This window comes from Pseudomonas sp. AN3A02 (genome assembly GCF_011765255.1).
Lineage (GTDB): Bacteria > Pseudomonadota > Gammaproteobacteria > Pseudomonadales > Pseudomonadaceae > Aquipseudomonas.
The window spans coordinates 89488-108628 of sequence record NZ_JAARNI010000009.1; the positions used below are offsets into that span (position 1 = coordinate 89488).

26 protein-coding genes are annotated in these 19141 nt (G+C 59.3%); 2 read left to right on the top strand and 24 right to left on the bottom strand.

What is annotated here, in order from left to right; translation table 11 throughout:
* Positions 1 to 6: 6 nt before the first annotated feature.
* The 12 genes from HBJ59_RS24960 to HBJ59_RS25015 form a co-directional block, all read right to left on the bottom strand.
* A complete protein-coding gene (locus tag HBJ59_RS24960) occupies positions 7 to 345 on the bottom strand; it encodes a phage tail protein (RefSeq protein ID WP_167665095.1) in 339 nt (112 codons plus the stop codon).
* Positions 345 to 3812, bottom strand: a complete 3468-nt coding sequence (locus HBJ59_RS24965; RefSeq protein ID WP_167665096.1) for a phage tail tape measure protein — start codon at positions 3810 to 3812, stop codon at positions 345 to 347. Before HBJ59_RS24965 ends, HBJ59_RS24960 begins: the two co-directional genes overlap by 1 nt.
* Positions 3813 to 3822: 10 nt before the next feature.
* On the bottom strand, positions 3823 to 4116 hold the full coding sequence (locus HBJ59_RS24970) for a DUF1799 domain-containing protein (RefSeq protein ID WP_372241503.1): 294 nt from the start codon (positions 4114 to 4116) through the stop codon (positions 3823 to 3825).
* A gap of 17 nt (positions 4117 to 4133) precedes the next feature.
* Positions 4134 to 4523 carry a phage tail assembly chaperone gene (locus HBJ59_RS24975; protein WP_167665098.1) on the bottom strand — a complete coding sequence of 130 codons (390 nt, stop codon included), beginning with the start codon at positions 4521 to 4523 and terminating at the stop codon, positions 4134 to 4136.
* Between the two features lie 2 nt (positions 4524 to 4525).
* Positions 4526 to 5197: a phage tail protein gene (locus HBJ59_RS24980; RefSeq protein ID WP_167665099.1), complete on the bottom strand. Its 672-nt coding sequence runs from the start codon at positions 5195 to 5197 to the stop codon at positions 4526 to 4528.
* Between the two features lie 68 nt (positions 5198 to 5265).
* The gene (locus HBJ59_RS24985; protein ID WP_167665100.1) at positions 5266 to 5685 is read right to left on the bottom strand and encodes a phage tail terminator-like protein; all 420 of its coding nucleotides are present in this window, start codon (positions 5683 to 5685) and stop codon (positions 5266 to 5268) included.
* Positions 5682 to 6278: a hypothetical protein gene (locus tag HBJ59_RS24990; protein WP_167665101.1), complete on the bottom strand. Its 597-nt coding sequence runs from the start codon at positions 6276 to 6278 to the stop codon at positions 5682 to 5684. Before HBJ59_RS24990 ends, HBJ59_RS24985 begins: the two co-directional genes overlap by 4 nt.
* A complete protein-coding gene (locus tag HBJ59_RS24995) occupies positions 6275 to 6643 on the bottom strand; it encodes a hypothetical protein (protein WP_167665102.1) in 369 nt (122 codons plus the stop codon). The genes HBJ59_RS24990 and HBJ59_RS24995 overlap by 4 nt, the downstream gene beginning before the upstream one ends.
* A 17-nt stretch (positions 6644 to 6660) precedes the next feature.
* Positions 6661 to 7164, bottom strand: coding sequence for a DnaT-like ssDNA-binding protein (locus tag HBJ59_RS25000; protein WP_167665103.1), 504 nt, complete (start codon positions 7162 to 7164; stop codon positions 6661 to 6663).
* 59 nt (positions 7165 to 7223) lie between these two features.
* The gene (locus tag HBJ59_RS25005) at positions 7224 to 7814 is read right to left on the bottom strand and encodes a hypothetical protein (protein WP_167665104.1); all 591 of its coding nucleotides are present in this window, start codon (positions 7812 to 7814) and stop codon (positions 7224 to 7226) included.
* A gap of 46 nt (positions 7815 to 7860) precedes the next feature.
* A complete protein-coding gene (locus HBJ59_RS25010) occupies positions 7861 to 8823 on the bottom strand; it encodes a major capsid protein (RefSeq protein ID WP_094988698.1) in 963 nt (320 codons plus the stop codon).
* A gap of 12 nt (positions 8824 to 8835) precedes the next feature.
* Complete coding sequence (locus HBJ59_RS25015) at positions 8836 to 9564, bottom strand: hypothetical protein (RefSeq protein WP_073842713.1); 729 nt, start codon at positions 9562 to 9564, stop codon at positions 8836 to 8838.
* Between the two features lie 78 nt (positions 9565 to 9642).
* Here HBJ59_RS25015 and HBJ59_RS25020 point away from each other — a divergent pair, with 78 nt between their 5' ends.
* Positions 9643 to 10110, top strand: coding sequence for a hypothetical protein (locus HBJ59_RS25020; RefSeq protein ID WP_256670891.1), 468 nt, complete (start codon positions 9643 to 9645; stop codon positions 10108 to 10110).
* On the opposite strand, the gene HBJ59_RS25025 is transcribed toward HBJ59_RS25020, so the two are convergent.
* Genes HBJ59_RS25025 through HBJ59_RS25045 form a run of 5 tightly spaced genes read right to left on the bottom strand, consistent with a single transcriptional unit; the run spans position 10075 to position 14962 of the window.
* Complete coding sequence (locus HBJ59_RS25025; RefSeq protein ID WP_167665105.1) at positions 10075 to 11169, bottom strand: minor capsid protein; 1095 nt, start codon at positions 11167 to 11169, stop codon at positions 10075 to 10077. The genes HBJ59_RS25020 and HBJ59_RS25025 overlap by 36 nt on opposite strands.
* The gene (locus tag HBJ59_RS25030) at positions 11144 to 12562 is read right to left on the bottom strand and encodes a DUF4055 domain-containing protein (protein WP_167665106.1); all 1419 of its coding nucleotides are present in this window, start codon (positions 12560 to 12562) and stop codon (positions 11144 to 11146) included. The genes HBJ59_RS25025 and HBJ59_RS25030 overlap by 26 nt, the downstream gene beginning before the upstream one ends.
* The gene (locus HBJ59_RS25035) at positions 12559 to 13860 is read right to left on the bottom strand and encodes a terminase large subunit domain-containing protein (RefSeq protein WP_167665107.1); all 1302 of its coding nucleotides are present in this window, start codon (positions 13858 to 13860) and stop codon (positions 12559 to 12561) included. Before HBJ59_RS25035 ends, HBJ59_RS25030 begins: the two co-directional genes overlap by 4 nt.
* A complete protein-coding gene (locus HBJ59_RS25040; protein WP_167665108.1) occupies positions 13847 to 14308 on the bottom strand; it encodes a DUF2280 domain-containing protein in 462 nt (153 codons plus the stop codon). The genes HBJ59_RS25035 and HBJ59_RS25040 overlap by 14 nt, the downstream gene beginning before the upstream one ends.
* A 30-nt stretch (positions 14309 to 14338) precedes the next feature.
* A complete protein-coding gene (locus tag HBJ59_RS25045; protein ID WP_167665109.1) occupies positions 14339 to 14962 on the bottom strand; it encodes a putative metallopeptidase in 624 nt (207 codons plus the stop codon).
* A gap of 76 nt (positions 14963 to 15038) precedes the next feature.
* Between HBJ59_RS25045 and HBJ59_RS25050 the strand changes: the two genes are divergently transcribed.
* Entirely contained in the window at positions 15039 to 15494 is a 456-nt protein-coding gene (locus HBJ59_RS25050; protein WP_167665110.1) for a hypothetical protein, read from the top strand.
* Positions 15495 to 15566: 72 nt separating this feature from the next.
* Here the strand turns inward: HBJ59_RS25050 and HBJ59_RS25055 are convergent, their stop codons facing one another.
* From HBJ59_RS25055 to HBJ59_RS25085, 7 genes are all read right to left on the bottom strand, one after another.
* The gene (locus HBJ59_RS25055) at positions 15567 to 15911 is read right to left on the bottom strand and encodes a hypothetical protein (protein WP_167665111.1); all 345 of its coding nucleotides are present in this window, start codon (positions 15909 to 15911) and stop codon (positions 15567 to 15569) included.
* Positions 15908 to 16246, bottom strand: a complete 339-nt coding sequence (locus HBJ59_RS25060) for a hypothetical protein (RefSeq protein ID WP_003218335.1) — start codon at positions 16244 to 16246, stop codon at positions 15908 to 15910. The genes HBJ59_RS25055 and HBJ59_RS25060 overlap by 4 nt, the downstream gene beginning before the upstream one ends.
* Before the next feature lie 199 nt (positions 16247 to 16445).
* Entirely contained in the window at positions 16446 to 16847 is a 402-nt protein-coding gene (locus HBJ59_RS25065; protein WP_167665112.1) for a hypothetical protein, read from the bottom strand.
* 162 nt (positions 16848 to 17009) lie between these two features.
* Positions 17010 to 17687: a hypothetical protein gene (locus tag HBJ59_RS25070; RefSeq protein WP_167665113.1), complete on the bottom strand. Its 678-nt coding sequence runs from the start codon at positions 17685 to 17687 to the stop codon at positions 17010 to 17012.
* A complete protein-coding gene (locus HBJ59_RS25075; protein ID WP_167665114.1) occupies positions 17684 to 18364 on the bottom strand; it encodes a recombination protein NinG in 681 nt (226 codons plus the stop codon). The genes HBJ59_RS25070 and HBJ59_RS25075 overlap by 4 nt, the downstream gene beginning before the upstream one ends.
* Entirely contained in the window at positions 18361 to 18633 is a 273-nt protein-coding gene (locus HBJ59_RS25080) for a hypothetical protein (protein ID WP_167665115.1), read from the bottom strand. The genes HBJ59_RS25075 and HBJ59_RS25080 overlap by 4 nt, the downstream gene beginning before the upstream one ends.
* Complete coding sequence (locus tag HBJ59_RS25085; protein ID WP_256670892.1) at positions 18630 to 19118, bottom strand: hypothetical protein; 489 nt, start codon at positions 19116 to 19118, stop codon at positions 18630 to 18632. The genes HBJ59_RS25080 and HBJ59_RS25085 overlap by 4 nt, the downstream gene beginning before the upstream one ends.
* Positions 19119 to 19141: the final 23 nt, after the last annotated feature.

Here is a 19141-nt window from a genome sequence, read left to right on the forward strand (position 1 = left end):
GTTCTCTCAGGGGTGAAAGGTTTGTTCGAAGGTAGCGGTGATCGCGTAGACCTGGCCGCCGCGGTGCACAGGCTTGTAGCCGTTGCACTTGTAGAGGCCCAGGTCACCCAGGGGCGGCTCCCAGAGGAAGCCCTTTGCACCCTTGTGCCGGTCGATGAAGTCCATGATGTCCTTGATCCGGCCCTTCATGCCGGTGAAGGTCACCGGCCAGGACTGGGATTTGTTGTTGATCCCGTCCTCGGTCGACTGCTCGTAGCCGTCACCGAACTGCTTCGAGCGGACGCGCTGAGTGATATCACCCTCCGCGCCCTTCTCCGTCGCCCAGGTAAATCGTTCGATTGCCATCAGCGCCCCTTAATTGCTTTATTGATCACGCCACCCTGGCCCATGTCTTTGTTGCGCAGCTGCTGATATTTCTGCTCGACGAACGCAGCCAGTTCTTTGCCAAACAGGTCGTAGCCGGGAGCATCAGCCGAGGACGATGCGTTACCGTCACCGTCGATATGCACCTCGACATTGATCTGTGTTGCACCTGCCCCGCCGGCGCCCATGGCCATTACACCCAGCTTGCCGTTGGCTGTACGAGTGAGCGGCATAATTGCCTCATCGCCTGCCTCGCCCATGACACCGGTTTTTCCGTTGGCCATACCGAACGCCGTGGGCTTGCTGACGACAGAGTTGGTGAATGCGCCGCCGTCGGCGAACATCTGCACACCGCCAGACCATGCGCCGCCCTTGGCTTGCGGAAAATACGAGCCTGAGTAGCCACCCGCTGAAGCGCCAAGATTTGACGAAGCGGCGCCGGCAGACCCAGCAGCTAGACCGTTCCCGGCGCCGCCACCAAAGTAGCTGGCTGTTGCGCCCACCAAGCTGCTCAGCAATGCCGAGCTCGCCTGACGAGTAGCAATGCGCGCCATGTCCGCAAGGATCGACTTAGCGAAGTCCGAGAACGATGCCTTACCGGTCATTGCGAAGTTGACGACCGCGTCCTCCATGCTGCTGAAGGCGTTGCCGAACAGGCTTTTGGTCTGGCCGGCAATGTTCTTCGCCGAATCCAGATAGTTGTCCCAGGCCGAAGTAGCGCCCTTCGTCCAGTCTCCTTGAGCAGCCTCCACATCCGCGTAGTTCTGCCGGATCTGATCGGTAGCCGCTTTGTTCGCGTCTGCGAGTGCCTGCGACTTACGATTGAACTCCTCCTCCGACATGTTGCGCGACGGGTCGGATTTCTGGTTGGCGAGCTCCAACGACTGCTGAGCGAACCGGTCTTGCTGGCTGTTCAGCTCGCCGTTGAGTGCGTTCTGGCGGTCACCCTGGCCTACGCCGAGAACCGCGCGCTGGCCGGCAAGCTCCAGGGCTCGTTGTTGCTGAGCCAGGGCCTGCACGTAGGTGCTGATCGCCCGCTCCTGCTTGGCCAGGCGTCCGGTCTCGCTTGTCGCCAGCACTTCAAGCTGACTGTCAGCGTCCTTCTGCGCCTTGACCATCCCTACGCGCGCGTCAGCGATCTTCTGGTCCAGCTGGATGCTTTGCGCGGCTGTAGTGGTTTTTTTGCTCTGTGCGGCCTCAAGCGCCGCAATCTCGGCTTCGTAGCCGGCGGTGACCTCGTCCTTCTCGGCACGGATCAAAACTGCACGCTGTGTCGCGTAATCAGCTTGCGAGATCAGCCCGGCCTTCTGCGCCGCGTCCAACTGCTTCTGGGTGTTGGCGTATTCATCTTGAATACCCTTGAGCGCGTTCTGCGCATCGTTGTATGCCGTGAGGTCTACAGCGCCGGCCGAAGCAGTTTTGGGATCCTTGTTCTTGTCCTTGATGTTCTGAAGCGTCTTGGCGACGTAGTCATCCTTAACAAACGGACTATCCGGGTTTGCTTCCTTGAGCTGCTTGACGTAGCGCAGATACTCCTCGGCCAACTTGCCACGCTTTTCGGCGTTGGTGAGATTCGAGTCGCTGATCTGCTTCAGGCGCTGCTCAGCAGCAATACCCTCCTTCTGGATTCGCGCCTGCTCCCCCAGGTAACCCGTTTTCGATTTCTCGGCTTCAATCTGAAGCTCAAGAAGATTCAGAGCAGCCTGGTCCTTGGCGGTATCTCTGGTTTCCAGGCCAAGAGCAGCAGCCCGGCCGCCCTTTCCTCGATTATTTGCAAGACGATCCCTGATCGCCTGGGCCTGCTCCTCCATGGTGAGTGCTCGACCAACATTCAATGTCGCGTCCAGCGCTCCGGCTGCGGCGTCTTTGATGCCTTTCCAGGCTCGCTCTATCAAGCCGAGATTCTGGGTGATTTCACCACTTCGGGTTTGAATGGTTTCTGCGTAGGTCTTCGTCAGCAGGTCGGCTGCACCTACGGTATCGCCCTGCTCCTTCAGCGCGACGATCTGCGAGTAGACGGAGGCTGTGAGGAAGTTGTATTGGTCGTTCAGTTCCTTTGCAGCCGCAACGGGGTCCTTTGCAATTTTGACGAACTCGGCAATGGTTGCGTCGACTGACTTGCCGGTTGCATCCTCCATTGACGCAGCAGCCTCGGCGATAATGCCGAAACTTTCGCCCGCGACCACGCCGCTACCCGCCAGCTTGGCGAGTGAGGCAGCAGCCTCGCCCGTAGTGCCATTCGTTGCGCTGACTTGGCGAGCCAGGTTTGCCAGCTGATCAGCCGAGGTGCCCGCGTAGTTCCCGGTGAGGATCAACGCCTTGTTGTACTCATCAGCCTCCTGGCTGCCCTTGTTGTAGCCGTAGATCAGAACGCCTATGACTGCCGCCGCAGCAGCTACTGCCGCAACCATGCCCATAATGCTCAGGGATGCGCCGGTTACCGCCGGAGGGAGTGCGCCATATGCCTTCTTGGCGTTCTCCGCCGCCTCTGCCGCCGTGTTCGAGCTTTCAGCCAGGTCTGACAGGCTTTCGCTTGCCTCGCCCGCGTTCTCGGCGGTGTCCTTCGCGCCCGAGGCGATACCTGCGAGGGATTCGCCCAGCACAGCAGCACCAGCGCCGCCAGCAAACAACGACCGGAACTTGTCTTTCAGGGCGTCCATCGTCGGGCCAATGCCGCCGAAGGAGTCCTTGATCTGGCCGCCCTGCTGGATCAGCACCATCAACGGGTTTTGGCCGCCCGCAAGGCTGGTGAAGATGTCCGTGAACTGCGCAGGCAATTGCCGCAGCGCCGCCTGCGTCTGCCCTGAACTGATACCAGTTTTCCGAAGCCCCTCATCGAATTCGCCCAGCTTCTGCCGGGACGCGTCGATGCGTGTCGAGTACTCGCGGAAGGTATCGGCATCAATGACGCCGGCGGCCTTGTACTTCTGCAACTGCGCCTGCTGCTGATCGAGCTTGTCGAGCGCGGCCATCGTTGGGTTGAGCTTGCCGAGCAATTCTTGCAGGCCTTCGGCCTGAACTCCAGTCGCCGCCGCGGCCTTCTTGGTTGCCTCGGCCTGACGATCAGTCGAACCTACAAGCGCATCCGATTCAGCCTGCAAGCGCCGCTGAAGCGAAGCCAGGCTGCTGACCGACGATCCAGACGACTCCATGGCGGAAGCGTTGGTGTTCACGCTGGTGGTCAGACGCTGGTAATACTCGCTCGACTCCAAGGATGCCTTCGCCGTTGCCAGAAGCCGGGCTTTGGCTTCGTCGAGCGTCTCGGAAAGCTTGCGCTCAGACGCCGACAAATCCGCCGTTGCAGTCGCCGCCTTGTCGAAGCCGGCGGACACACCATCAGCCGCTTTCTCAGCCTTGGCGCCGGCCTGAGCGAGATTCTCCAGGTCGGAGGTGGCCTTGACCGCTTCGCCTGAATTTACCGCAATGCCAAGCTCAGCGATCGTAGACATGAGTGCTCCATTATTTCGATTGCTCAGACATAACGAGCAATGCCTCGGTCTCCATTACTTGAAGGTCGGGGAAGATCTCTCTGAGTTGTTTTTTCTTCATGCCGATGAGCTCGGCAACGCTGGTGATTGCGGTGTAATCAATGCCGGTCGCGCCGCACGCACCGGTGCGCCACTGAGTAGAGAGGCCGTCGAATAGGCGAAATGAAGGCCAAACACACGGCCACACCTCGAACGCCTCTTCCATGTCCGAGGCGTCAAGACCGAATGCCGCCAACTGCTCGGCACTCGGAGGTGGCTCATACAAAGCGCGTGCGACGCGGATCAGTTTCCCGTACGGGCCGGTGCGTATGCCGCTTGATAGGCCGCGACGATGGCCTCACCGGCGCCGGCAGATGTTTCCACCAGCGCACGGATCGACTCAGGGTTCAGCTTGTCTTCAAACCCCCAGCCTTCAACCAATGCCTGGACCTGATCTACCTGGCGTTCAATATCCGCATCAGTGATATCCACCAGGGTCAGATCGTCAGCTTTGGCCTTGAAAGCCTCCTGATCGTGCTTCGCCCGTTGCTGCCACCCCGCAAACAAGGCCGCCAGCTCATTGCGATTCCGATACTTGAACTCAAACGGCACCTTGATGAATGCACCGCCAACGCGTGGAATCTCCACATCAGCCTTGAAGGTAGCGCCTTGCGCGATCTTGAACTTCGCCATGATCAGCTACCCCCGCCAGCAGCCACTGGCGCGCGGTACGCCGTAATCTCGGCGTTGATGGTGAAGCCAAACGTTACAGCAGCACCCTCGTTGCGCACCAGCGTTGGGGTTTTGTTGAACGACGGATAGCCGGCGTAGTAGATCGTTTTGCCGTTCGGCAGAGACATGCGCAGAATCCGCACTTCCTTCTCACGATCAGCTTTGTCCAGCTCGTCGTACCAGGCCAGGCTGTCGTCGTCGGCGAGCTGGAACGCAAACGCCTGGGCATTCTTGGTGGTCGGAATCTGCTTGTCGCGGCGAGCCTCCAGCGGCGCATACGTCCAGTATTGCTGCTCACCGCCAGACATCGAGTTCCCGATCACTTGGTTCACCGCAACCCAGCCGGTAACCTTTTTGGCGGTGCCCGCGCTGATGCCGTCCGGGAAGAACGCAACGTTCGAGGTATCGATGCCTTCAAGCGTGAAGGCTCCGGCCGCAGCGTTGGATACGCGCACGGCGCGCTCGTTGATGTCCTCCCAGCCCGAAGTAACCAGCAGGATGTCACCGTTGGCGAAACCGTTTGCCAGGGCCGTGGCCACGCCCGGATTAGCGTTGCTGATGGCGGAGATCACCTTGGCGGCAGCAAAGCCGGTTGAGATCGCCAGTGTTGCCCCGTTGGGGAAGTAGATCGACATGGGTTTTCCTCTTTGCAGAAATGACAAAACCCGCACTTGGCGGGTTCAGGATTTGCCCAACGGGCGGGTTATGGTGTGATGTCGGACCGGTACGAGAACGACAGAGGGACGGTGTAGGTGGAGTCGCCGGTGATACCTGGCCCCTGAACTACCGGCGTCATGGGCGTGACGACGAAGCCGTTCTTCGTGTCGCGCACATACAGCGGGAACAGGCCGGTCAACTCAGCCACAATCGGATTCGTCTTTGTCTTGCCCGTGCCCGCCGGCGCAACGATGCTCACCTGGAACACGCCGGTGAACAGCCGGTGATCGCCGCCGAGTGTGTTGCTCGCGGTATCGCCCGGGATCGTGAACGCCCTCAGGTAGGTCTCGCCCGCCGCCGGCGTGTAGGCCGTGTTCTCGAAGACGATCTTCAACTTCTCCGACCTGGCAGCGTTCCAGGTGATGAGCTTTGCCTCGTAGATCGAAGCGATGATTGCGTGACTCATACCTGGTTGTTCCTAATGGCCTCCAGCACGATCTGCTGGAAGCGAGCCACGGTTACCCGGACCATACCGCCGGGCGCCTGGGTCGAATGGCCGAACTCCAGCGGGATCGCGTAGCCGAGACTGTTTGTGATGTAGCAGGTGTCGCCTGCCTTGAATTCGATAGCTCCAGCAGTGATACGCGCCGTGGACTTGGTGCCCGTAGGGTCGACCTCTTCTGTTGTGGCGTTGTTCGGTGTACCGATGCTGAACATCCAGTTACCTCGGAACCTGCCGCCGACATAACCTGCCGGTGCGACGATATCCATGCCGTCGTGCACCTTGCGCCCTGGCCTTAGCCTGCCTGCTTTTGTGAGGTTGGCCGGGTCTCTACGCAGCGCGCTGTTGTGATCGTCGACGGCCTTGTTGTATTGGGTCGCCACAGCGTTCTGGGCCCAGATCTCCGGGTTACCCACGGGAGACATGCGGATCAAGCTGCTACCGACCTCGATGATGATCTCGCGCAGGCTAGCGTCGAGTGCTTCGGTAGCCTGCGCGGCGAACGCAGCGAGGCTTAGGGCGAAGCTGCCGGACTGGCCGGCGCCTGCCCGGCTCACGACCGCACCTGCAACTCATACAGGATCGGCGTGCCGGCGGGATTTACCTCTTTCAATGGAGGGACGATTGACCAGGCACGACCCTGAACAACCACTTTGTCGAGTAAACCAGGCACCCACGTAAGCCCCTGCGCGGCGATCTTGAGCTTCTTGTCGCCCTGCCGGATGAGGCTGTTGTTTTGGAATTCTTGCCCGGTAAAGTCGAGCAGGATGCCTTGGGCGATTTGCTCGACGGTTGTGCCAGGTGCTTCGCCGCCAGTCTCTGGGTCGTACTCGCCCGGCTCCGTCTTGCTGATCGTCACGGGCTGGCCGAACTCTGTGATCATCTCCAGAGCCATCACGGCCATCTCGTCGTAAAAGGCCATGATGGTCTCCATTACAGCTATGCGCGCACTGCGAACAGCCCGCGCTTTTGTAGGTAGTCGGCAAACTGCGTAGCACTCGGCCGGTCCGGCGCCGCCGGCAACAGCCGACCACTGGTGTTGGAGATCGTCGCGTATTCGCGAGTTACCGCGCCGTCGACGCGCTCCAGCGTTACCGCGCCTTTCCGCTTCTCCACTGGGTCGATGTCGTCCTGATGGATCTCGGCGGCCAGGGCCATCTGGCCGTACTGGATCCGCGCCGGCAGGTAGTTGTTCGGCTTGATCTCGTGATCCAACAGCACTTCCCGGCGCGGCCAGGACAAGGCCTGTTCGCTGTTCATCTTGCGGCCTTTCCAGGTCATGCCATCCATCGCCAAAGCGGCCCGACGCAGCAACGCTTCCTGCTCGGGAACGCCTGCGGGGATGACCGTGCCGAACTTCACGGCATACATGGCCAGGTCCTCGGCGCTCGCGTAGCTTTCGGCGTCCGGCTTGCCGGTGCCGTCCTCGATGATGAGTGTCATGCGTCAACTCGCTGGAATGTTTTGATGATCGGCTGCCGGATCACCGACCGCCAGCAGTATTACTCCTTGGGCAGCTCGGCGACGAGCTTTTCCAGGGATTCTTTGGAGGCGTTGGCCCGATACTGAATCTTGGCTTCGTCGAGCTTTGCTTTCAGGGCCGCGATTTCACCGGCCTCATCAACCGGCGGCGCGAGGTCAGACTTCTTCAGCGCTTCAACCTCGGCGCGCAGCGCGTCGACAGTCAAGGCAAGGCCATCACGCTCAGTGGTCAACTCACCAACCGAAGCATGGATGGTGCCCAGCACGTCAAACAGGCGCAACGCCAGTTCGCCAGACTCTGGACGGTGGATTTCGCCAGCCTCCAGGCCGTCGACCAGCAGAACCATTGCGCCACTCTCAGCTTGCAGAGCGGCAAGCAACTGAGACAGCTCTCCAGATGCCACCGCCTGCGTGCCGACAACAACAGGCTCTGGCAACGCAACCACCTCAACATCGACGCCAGCATCTTCGTATGCCGTGACGATTTCGGGATAGTCACCTACCACGGTCACTGCCGTTGCATCGCGCTCAATGCTGCGGAACAGACCCGGCACGCGGTAACGCTTGCCAGGCTCAAAGCCGTCAAGCTGGTTTGTATAAACGAGTTTCATCGGAATCTCCGTGGCGGCCATCGCTGGCCGCTTCCTGGGGTGGTTGTCAGCCGCCGACTGGTGGCGTGGTGGTGAGGTTGATCATCACGCCGGCGGTGACCTTGTTGCTGTCCGAGTGCTTGACCCAGTTCGCCGCGGAGCCGACGGCCGCCAGGGTTGGGTTGGTGCCGCCGGTGGTTTCCTTCCAGCTGTAACCCAACACATCGATGTTGACGGTACCCTCGGCGCGGTAACCGATAGCCAGGTTTTCCTCGTCGTTCACGTCGTACGAACGGAAACCCGGGGCCTGTGATTCCGTGATGACCACGGCATTCGGCAGCAGGCCGAAGATCGCGTCCACTGGCGCCTTGTCGGTCACCAGCACCGGCTTGCCCAGGGTGCCAGGCAGGCCGCCGTAGATCACGACGCCCGCTTCTTCGTATACCTTGTTCGCGATCGCTTCATCAACGATGTCGAAATAGGCAGACGAGTGCATGACCCACAGCGCAATGCGGCCAAACTTGTCGCCGAATTTGCGCATGCCACGGGTCAGGGTCTTCTTGCCGTCGGTTTCGATGTTGGCAGACACCACCATTGCGGCGTTCGAACCGATGGCAGCCTTCAGCGCGCCGGTGGCGTACTCGATGAAGCCTTCGATGGTCGCATCAGCTACGTCGGCGCCGATGATCTGGGAGAACTCATCTACGGCACGGCCGCGACGCTTGAACGCCTCTTCAGTGGTCTGGTACGGGCCGTATTTCCACGGCGCCTTGACGCCTACAGCTTCACCAGCGCCGATTTTCTTGGCGGTGACCTTGCCGTCGGAGTTGACATCGCGGTGTTCCAGGCCGCCGCCAAGCTTGTAGAAAGCACGTTTGCGGAAGTCGCCCTGGATCAGTTCGTTGTCGAGGACGATCGCGCCATTGGACGAGGCGTTGAAAACGTCCAGGTTATCCTGGATGCGCTCCAGGTAAGCAGTTTGCGCCTCATCGTTGTAGATGATCAGGTCGCTGTTGACAGTAGTAGCCATGGGTCTTTCCCCTTACTTGGGCAATGCGAGATATGCGGTTTGGCCGTGCTTGCGCTGAAAATCACGCTTTTGCTCGGAGGTCATTTCGGAGCGCTTGGATGCAGCCTGGCCGCCGCCCCCGCCCGGGGCATGTGTCCCTGAAGCCCTTGGCCACAGGTGGGGTGCGCTTTCGCGCAGAGACTCGGCCCATTCGAGCGGAGTCAGAGGGGTCTTGCCGTCTTTGCCGAGGATGGTCTGACCATTCTCGTCAACAGCGACCGCTTCGCCCTCTTCGTTCAGTGAGAACACGCCTTTGGCGCGCAAGATGATGTCGTCGGTTGCTTCCGGCAATGCGCCGGCTTTTAGTGCTGCACCGCGTACCGAGTCGCCCAGGACTTTGCCCTGGAACTTCGCGGCGAAGGCTTCAGCCTTCTCAGCGCGACCGGCGAGCGTCTTCAGTTGCTTGTCGTGCTCGCCACGCAAACGCTCGGTGCGCTTATTGAAGACCTCGTCAACCTTGCCCTCGGTCAGCAGCTTGGTTTCTTCATCCTGCCCGGCGCGGCTGAGCAGGCCTTTGACTGCGTCGATGTCGATGCCTTCAAACTGTGTTTCAAACTGGGTCAGCTTGCCGGAGGTTTCCTTCAGCTTGCCCAGCAGTTCCGAGTTCTTGGTTTTCAAACCGGAAACGGATGCTTCAACGGCAGTCGCGATAGCGGCCTTGATTGCCGGGTTTTCCAGGTCGATTTCGTTTTCTTCTGCCACGTTGATGCACCCCTTGGGTTTGGATTAGCCTGCCTCGCAGGCAAATGAAATCGCGTCCCTATTTCAGGGGCGATAAAAATGGTGAAAGTTATGGCGCGGATGGACACAAGGCTGGAAAGCGAAGGAGCTGAATTTCTCGTGCTAGGGCAATTGCTGATTCACAAAATCGCCGCTTACAAGACTTATACCAACATGCCTGGATACGACATCGTGGCTACCGACGCTGCGCAAAACTCTTCCGTTCGAGTTCAGGTAAAAAGCCGTTGGAGAACAGGTGCGACTGGATTCCCCATCAAAAACTTCGATTGCGAATTTGTGGTCGCGGTATTCCTCAATCGCGGATCTCCAGACGGCAAAAAGCAGCCTATCCCACCGCATTACTATGTTTTGCCAGTAGCAACGATCCAGGCCCTTCCTAGATCTGAGGGCTGGAGCAAGGTGGATCTGAAGCACTTACCCGATCTTGAGCAGTACAGAGAGGCGTGGGGCTTGATATCAGACGCCTTAGGATCAATTCGGGCCGACGCCTGCCCTTTGGAACGCTAATGGTTCCAGTGTTTTCATCTGCGCGAGAGTTAATGGCGCAAAGTTGCGATCAAGCTGCAGCTCTGCGAAGCGTTCAACGCTTAGACCACCCTCGCGAAACAGCTTGGCCCGCATAGGACCGATAGCCTCGTCCTGGAACGAGGCTGGCTGCTGCTGGAGCCAGTGGTAGTAATCGAGGTCAGCACTGACCTGCTTTCCGCCGTCGGCACCTACCGAGGCACGCGTTGCGCCCTTGGCGAACATCGCGCTGAGCTTGGTCAACAGAATGAAGGTGGTGCGGCAGTTAGGGTGGAAAGGCGGCCTTGGGCCGGAATCCACCGGAAACTTGCGTTTGTCCATCGATCGGCACAACTGGCTGGTCTTGCTATCCAGCGTGGCCACCATCTGGATCTCTTGCACGATGTCCGTGTTGGCCTTGGCCACCTCCATCCGCGCCTGGGACGACACATGCTGAATGGCGGTGTGCACCACCGTGCTGGCATTGCGGTTGGTGGTGGCCAGGATGCCGTCTTTGTATCCTGCCGTCTTGGTGCCGCGAATGTTGCGAATGATCTGGAAGTTCGTCTGCCCTTCGAAGAAGCCCTGCCGGATCGTGCCGGTGACGCGCTCACGCTCTGCACTGGTCCAGCCCTTGATGAAGGCCTTCAGCAGCTTCCCGCCGCCAGTGCCACGCACGCTGAGCGGGTGGGTCCGTACCGCGGTACGGATTGCAGCAGCGCTCGGCGCGACCACATCCAGCGACACACCAGCCGGCGCCGACCTGGCAAGACTGGTCGCCTCAAACTCCGCCTCGTAGTTGGCGATATCCACCAAGTCCAGGTTCAGTTGCGCGCTGTAGCGGTCGAAGATGCCCAGCAGCAGGCTATCCACCTCCTTCAGCAGCGCTTCCAGACGCTTGACGTTGTACTCGGTCAGGTCCGACTGGGTCAGCCGATCCCGTATAGACCGGTCAATCTCCTTGAGGAAGGGAGCAAACTTGCCGACCTCCCCAGCCTTCAGCTTTTCGAGGAAGACCGCGTGCCTGATCGTGGCGTCAAGGATTGCTTGGGTTGCCGCCATTTGGTTTGTCCTCGTCGTCCAGGCCCAGTCCGTCACCCTGCTCTTCCAACTCGCCGTCGATCTGCAGGTCTGTACGCTCTGGCGCAATCAGGCCCAGCTTTCGCAGATAGGTCCGAAGGTCTGCCTTGGCGAAGCCGCCTTGCTGCCACAAGCCAACCAAGGCCGTGATCATCTGCGAATCAGCCGTGAGTTCGACGAACTCCTGATTCACCTGGTAGGCGACCTTCTTGTCAGCGATGCCCATGTAGGCGCAGCACCACATGATCGCCCGGGTATAGGCCTCACTTACGTTCGCCACACACCCGGCCAGCACCGATGTTGAAGCGGATTGATCGCCGCGGGACTCCGTAGCGGTCTTGGCGGCCAGTGACGCCACCACCATCCTGGCGCCCAGCTCGATCATCATCTGGTTTTTGTCGGCCATGGCCTCCTTGACCAGCGTGTTCGGTGCCGGCTGCGCGTAACCGAAGGCGCCGCCCGCAGGGAGGAGCATTGGCGCGCGTGACCCGACATAGACTCCTTTTGTCTCCAGCAGCTTTACCCACTGCTCGTCCAAGCCAGAAATCCACGGCTGGGCCTGGCCACACCAGAAGACGCTGTCTTCGTAATCGGCACTGTTCCGGTAATGGCCCAGGTTGATCATGGCGATGTCGTACAGCGGCGACTCGTCGATGCTTGGGTCGTTGTTCTGCGCGCCGACGAAGGTGAACGGGATCTCCTTGAGACGCCCGGTGACGCCTTCCGGCCTGAACTCTTCGATGACCGCCAGCGGCCCGCCACCTTTCGGCCCGGACCGACGCCAAACACGACAAACGAAACCGTCATCCTCAAGCGCCAGCTCGCGGTACTGCTCAGCCGTCTTGTAGCCGAACCCTTCCGGGATCTCCGGTGACTCGCGCAGCACCACCAGGGTCAGCACGCTATGCCCGTTTACCATGCCTGTACGCCAGTTGATGATGTCTTCGGCGCAATAGGACAGGATCACCGAGTGACCGCCGATGCCGTCGTCCTGATGATAATCGACGTACAGGCCGTGGCGGCCAGCTTCAAGCACCTTCTCCAGCGTTCCTTGGGAGTGCTGGTAAATGCTCACGCCGGAGCCGTTGGCATTGTCTTGCAGGTATTCCAGCTTCTTCGGCACCGTGAGTGTCGGGTCTTTATGGAAGGCCAGGCCCAGCAGCCCGTTACGGGTGTGCCCGGTGGCGTTCTTGAATACCGCCCGCTCGCGGTAAGCCCGATTCCGGTCTTCGTTCTCCGGCGACTTATCGTGTGCGTTGATGTACGGCAGCCGATCGACTACCCGGTGCTGGCCCGCGCAGACGTCGCGAACGGTTGCCCAGCGGTCCAGCACTGCCGTGTATTCCGCCCGCTTGAAGGAGACGTCGTTGCTCATCGGGCGTATCCCATTTTGATAGCGGTGACCGGTTTGATGATCGGGTACTCGCGGTGGATGAAGTAGCCGCCGGCGTCGTTCGCGTGATCGATGCCGGCGGTTTTATCTGGCTCCCCGTTCGCGCCCCACACCTGCTGCTCCAGGCCATCGGCGTAGGTCGGACAGGTGAGCGAGTTGACCAGGTAGCGGCGCTCGCCCTGCGCATTGCAGAAGACGGCGTTCATTGCGTTGATACGGTCCTTCACCGGCGGGTTCGCTGCTGGAGCGATGACCGCGAACCCGGCCTGCTTAAGCATGGCCAGGTCGGTGATACTGGCGTTCACGGACTTGCGCGAATCGCCAGAGGCATCCGGGTAGATCCGGATCTCGCAAGTCTTCTTGAAGTCGTTGCCGTCGTGCTGCCAGTAGCGCTCTTTGATGCGGCGGATCATGTCGGGCGTGTCGTAGCCGTCGATCAGCTCATCCACGGCTCTGGGCAACCCCTGGTCGCGTTTGACGTGGGTGATCGCCGCCATCTTGCCAACGTTGAAGTCCATCCCGATGAACAGCGGCTCGCCGGGCTGCACGGTGTCGAAGCACCCGTTTAGCTTGCGGTCGTAGGCCGTGTAGATCGTTCCGGACGTCAGGTTGACGAACTGCCCCTTGAGGTACGCCATGATCAGCTGTGGCGGATATGACTCCATCAGCGAGGCGATGTAGTCGTCCGGCAAGTTCAACTCGTTGTCGAAGGTGCTGGCCTGCACCAGGCCGTACATCTCCTTGAGCGACGGCTTGTCGCGCAGCTGCTTCACGAACTGCAGGAAGACGAACTTGAAGCCCTCCGGCGTCGTGGTGACGTCCACACCGTTCTTCAGCCCGGGCAAGTTGTAGCGCATCCGGGCGATGATCTTGCGCCAGGCCTGCTGTGCCTTCAGGGCAGTCAGCACGTCCAGCTCATCCACCAGGGCATGGCCAATCTTGAAACCGACGATGGTCTGCGGCTTCTCCATCGACCTGCAAATCACAGTGCCGCGGTACTGCCGGCCGCTGTAGATGTGAACTTCGTGGTTCGCCTGGTTGATCTTGGTCTTCAGCCCCCAGTCGTAGGCCACCTCATCCATGGTCGGATAGAAGATGTCCCGAATCTGCGGGTAAGTCGGCGCGAAGTAGCCAGCGTTAACGCCTGGCCACTCCATGAAGTGTTTGCTCAGTGCCGAGCATCCCACCCAGGTCTTGCCTGAGCCGAACCCGGCAACGAACGCACGGAATTTGTGGGGCAGCGTGAGGAACTGAGCCTGCGGAACATTAAGGCTCGGCATTCGGCTTCCTCGCGTCCACCACGTCGACCTGGATGCGGGTCGGGATCACCGGTTCATCGCCAACCTCTTCCTTCCGGGCCCGGTTGACGTAGATGTCGCCGCACTCTTTGGCAGCCTGCTCCAGTAGCTGGGCAGTCAGCGCCATATTCTTCATGCCTTCGGCTTTCTCAGCCATGCGGCTCAGGGCGCGCAGTCGGAAGGCTCGGTTGGCGATCGGGATGTCTTCAGTCTCTTCGCGGAACCGCTTGCGGCTCTCACGGAACATCGTTGCCCACTTCTCGCCCAGCGCCTTGCCGGCTGCCTTTGTTGGGTCGTGTGATTCGCACTGCTGGCGAGTGACAACAACGTTGAATTCTTTTAAGACGGCCTCAACCACCTGGGAAGGTGTGTCAAAGCACGCGAGAGCCTGAACAATAAAGGCTTTCACCTCACTTCGAAGAGCTGCCATTGGCGATCATCCGTCTTAACCTGTCTAAAATCAGGCCGACTTGAGCAGACAGGTTCCGAAGGCCCTCGCAATGTTCAATTTCCCCACCTCAGCAGGACTGTTTGCAGCATCCACCAACGCTTGAACGTCAGGGCTTGCGCCGTAGCGGCGGACGACACCGACGAACTCTTCGACGTCGTGGCCCTGCAGCTTGATCTTCGGTGCACCGTCTTGGGTGAATGCTGGTTGACCGTACTTGTCGGTCGCGTGAGCCAGGTGGTACAGCTCGTGTTCGATCAGGGCGCAGAACTCAAGGTCGCTGCACTGGGCGCAGTAGTCGGCAGCCAGCGTGATGATGAAGGCCGGCACATCGCCGAACCAATCACGCATCTGCTGCTCCATCCGGGCCTTCTGCCAGCCGCCGGCGCGGAACGCCACCTGTTCGGCCTGGCCCAGGACTGTGCGGCCCTGCTTCTCGAAGCTCGACGACGCCCACATGACCCGGATGTCTGCATCCAGTAGATGGGCATGGTCTTCGTTGTGAATGCTGCCTGTGTCGGCAAGGATCTCGGTTTGGAGCCATTCCCATACTTCAGGGGCTGGAGTCAGGCGGATACCGAAGTCGGAGAGCTCAGACAGCTCAAGCAGAGACGATGGCGGGTATGGCCTGTCCATGGGTCACCTTCAGCTTGAAACAGTGGCTGATTGCCGGTATTGATGAGACTTAGCCATTCAGCGCAAGGAAGACACAATGGAACCGAGATACAAGGTAAAACGGAAGATTCACGTTGAGTTAACTGGCGTCGAAGGGGCCAGAAGAACGTCAAAGGCATCCCCAGAGGGACATGACGTTTACGACACTCTCGAAAAGCGGAATCTGCCAGGCCAATACGAAACATTGTCTGACGCAGAAGCTCATTGCGAATTGTTAAACAGAGAATCGAATAAGTTGCCGCTTGATGACCAAAGCAGGGCTTTGCTTAACGAAATTCGCGCCCTTAACACTGATCAGTTTGACCGAGAAATCTTTGTAGGGCTCACACGTGAGGAGTCTGAGAGGTACGTTGCATTAAGCGTGGCCACGAGACATAAGTCCTTAGAAGAACAGGACGAATACCTTTCGCTTGATGAGAAGTACAACAACGAACGGATGCAAGTTATCGGCGCAGAGCATTTGCTCCGAACAGAAAACCCTCCAATCCATTGATACATATGATTTAAGTTGCTCACCTGCAAAACCTCGCGCCACGATTTGACGCATTCAAAAACGTGGCGCGGGTTACTTGCCCCGCCGCTCGACACCGCCAGGTGCCTTGTCACAGCTCATGCAGTGCTCGCAGTTCAGCGTCCGACACAGCCAGGCTTTTACCGGCTTCCAGTACGTGACCATGAAGATGTGCCGGGCACCGGCCAGGGCCAGAGCGACGTGTAGTGTCAGGCCTGCGCTGGTCGGCCCGAAGAAGATGTTCTGGCTGCGCGCCATAACGACGAAACCGCTGATGGCGATCGTCGAGTAGATCAGCTTCCCGAGGATGCCGTCCCTCACCTTCCCGCTCAGTACGCACCATGCTGCCCACAGCGCGATAAGGCCACAGGCGATGGAGTTGATCAGTTCAAGATTCATGGTGGATTGCCTCCCCCGAACCGCTGGCGGATGAGTGCCCAGAGGTCAGCGGATTTGATGGCTCGATTGATGGCCGCGAGGAGCGAGCCGCCGAATGCACCGAGCAGGAAGCCGATGCCGGCGACGATCTTCGGCTCCGTCACGCCCAGGTAGGTGCTGACCATGCTCGTCAGGTAGATCGAGCAGGCCATGCCGGTGATGAGGAAGATCATCCAGGCGCGCCAGTCGTTCAGGTCGTCCTTGTGCCACCAGCTGGCGATCACAGCGCCAACGAGGCCCGCGATCAGTAATTCAAACCTGTCGATCTTGTCGAGCAGGCGCTGTAGATACTCCATGCGCTCGACTCCGTGGGGCATGTTTGAAATAGGTCAGCCCCAACGGCACTCCCAGCTCAGAGCGAAGGGTGTGGTGGGGCCGAAAACGAAAAAGCCCAGCGCGATGGCTGGGCTTTGAAAGGGTAGTAATGCAGCGGATTTAATATTCAATTTCGCCCTACGAGGTTTAAATAAAATCTCGCTGGACGCTGGCTTAGTTTTACTGGGAGTTTTCGAATAACTTCAATTCCATTGGCGAAGGAATGTGATCGCAATCTTCGTCGCTTTCTGCAGCTTCCAAAGCTGATTCTGTAGGCCGAATTTCAACAACAACATTTTCGAAGCCTCGATCAAGAACCCTGAAACCTGCTTCTTCGAGAGCACTTGCTTGCCGCTTATCTAGCGGGCCTTCGTCTTGATTGAAGGTTAGAACGCTGGAAGCAATGGCCACGGCCCTGCTAATTGGTGCCTGGAGATCATCAGACCGTTGACCCCCTACACCAGAATCAGCAAAGCCGTTAAGAGTTGCCTCTCCGTCATTGTCATCCCATGCCTGCACATCACTTGCCTTTTCTCTGATTTCAACGAGAGCTCTTATCAAATCATTTAAGGTAGAAATCATCCCTAATCACCTATTGAAATTGTGGTGCGGGGACTTTACAGAATTTAAGGATGCTCGAAAACAAAAACCCAGCGCTTGGCCGGGTTCAGGGTCTCGTGTGCGTTTCGCGCTACTTGTGCACTATGGGAAAAGTACGCGCAAAACCCCGTCATGTCAATATGATTATGCCGCCTCTTGATCTTTTTCCGAGTGAATCACCTGCCATAGTGGTTGCTGGGCCTGAATATCCACTTCCTCGATCACTTTTTTCAGGGACTCCCACAGGTCGAGCCAGTCACGCGTCCAGTTCTTCGGGTCGATGGTCACGCCGAAAAATGTCAGCATCTCAGCGGCAACACGGGCCGGCCCCCACTCTGCCGATCCGGCGACCTCCCCCTTGTACGATTGCAGGGCCAGGGTAACCAGGTACTGCGCCTTCACGCGCTTGGCCGAAGTCAGGTCAGGCAGAGCCGCTTTGGCGGTGATCAGCAGCACCGCGTTCAACAGGTGCTTCATGTTCATCGCTGGGTGGTACAGGTAGTGCCCGAATTGCTGCACCTGGAAAGGAAGCGTGTCGATGGCACGCAGTACTTTGCCGATGGTGGCCAGGTGTGCAGCCCGGGCGGTGGAGCGGCCGGCGGGCGTTCCGCGCGTCTCGCTGATGCTGATCTTCTGGCGCACAACCTGAATGCGCTCTTCCTTGTCATCCCCCAGCGCAGCGAACACGGCTTCGGCGCGACGCATGCGCTGCCCCTTCTTGATCGGTGCCGATTGTGCTTTGTCGATGGCCACAGCGCTGATCGACGCGTTCGATTCGTGCTGAGCTTCGGTCCATACCTGCCTTGCGTTGATCAGTTTCATGCTGCCTGCCCCTTCTTCAGTTCTTTGGTCTTGGCCCGGTATTCAGCGGTGATCGCCTTGAGCTCATCTACGGTGTGTTTGCGCGGTTCGTGGTCAGCTTCAAGCGCTTCGACAGCCTCAAGGCCGATGCGGGCGATGAGCCCTGTTCGAAAGCCTTGGGAAACGGTGTATCCTTTACGGGCGTGCATGTAGGAGCCTGAGTTACAGGCCTTGCACTGAAGCCATATGTTGGATGGCTCAAGACGCAACTCTGGCCGGGCGCCCTTGCCAAGGAAGTGGCCGGCATCAAATGCGCCTCCAGTCTTCCATCCCTGAGCCGCCAAAATCGATTCCTGCGACTCGCCGCAACTCATGCAGCCACTGCCGATGCTTAGTTCGTAGGTGCGCCGATGGTCGCGCACAGCCTTCTCAGCATCCTTGAGATGATCGCCGCGGCTCTTCAGCTTCTCCTTGCGGACCTTGATATCGCGGCGACCTACTTCTGCCAGGGCTTTGCCAGCGATCGCCCGGCCCTTCTCGGACTTGCCGTGTGCGACCGCGCACTCGATCTCTCCGCACACGGCTTGCGCGGCGCGAGCTGGAGTGAACATCACCCGGCACGATGGGCAGCGCTTGCGACGTGGGCCGCCTGACGTGAGCGGAGTCTTGCGTTGCAATGGAGTGCGCTTAAGCGTCATTGCGGGCACTCCTGCCGGTCAGTGCATATGGTTCGGTAGTGCCCGAAGCACTCCGGTGACTGCCATGCTGTTGGCGTATGGAAATCCATCTGGTGCTTCTTGGAGCAAGGGTTGTAGTCGGCGGGGACTGAGCTTTTCTCGCTCCATGTGCGGAAGTTCAGGCACTCCTCGCACCACCTGGCGGGCTGCCGATTGCTCTTAGTGCTGTTGCGTCGACGAACAATTTCTTCAAGCAGCTCATCGTCAGTAAAGGAGTCGAGAAGGCTCATGCAACCTCCTTAAACGCTTCGAACTCGGCCATTTCGGTCAGGCGCTCTTCGGTGAGGGTTGGCCAGTCGTGCAGCACCAGATACGCGCAGCACTGGCGCCAGAAGTCTTGGAATGTCTCCTCCCCCATCGAGTCGTAGGAAAGGCTGCGGGGTGTCTTGCGGGTGAGCTGGCCCAGCCCTGGGATGTCGAACAGCTCCTCGTCGCAGTACACGCCCGACTCCAGTTGCAGGGCCTTGATCGCGTCGTGGGACTGCTTGCCAGAGAACCGGTCGATGTTCTGGCTCAGCACCCGGCCCAGGCCGTGGACCAAACCGTTGAACCGTGGGTTGCGCGGCTGCTTGAGGTCGGCGCGGATCTTCGTGTTGATCCGGAAATCACGTTCGCGCAGGATCGACCGGTCGGCGTCGGAGGACGGCACGAACGCGGCTACCTCCTTGCCTGTGGCCGGATCTACCAGGCGGCGCAGTACGAGATACACGGGCATTGGGCGGGGCTTGGCGGGCTTGG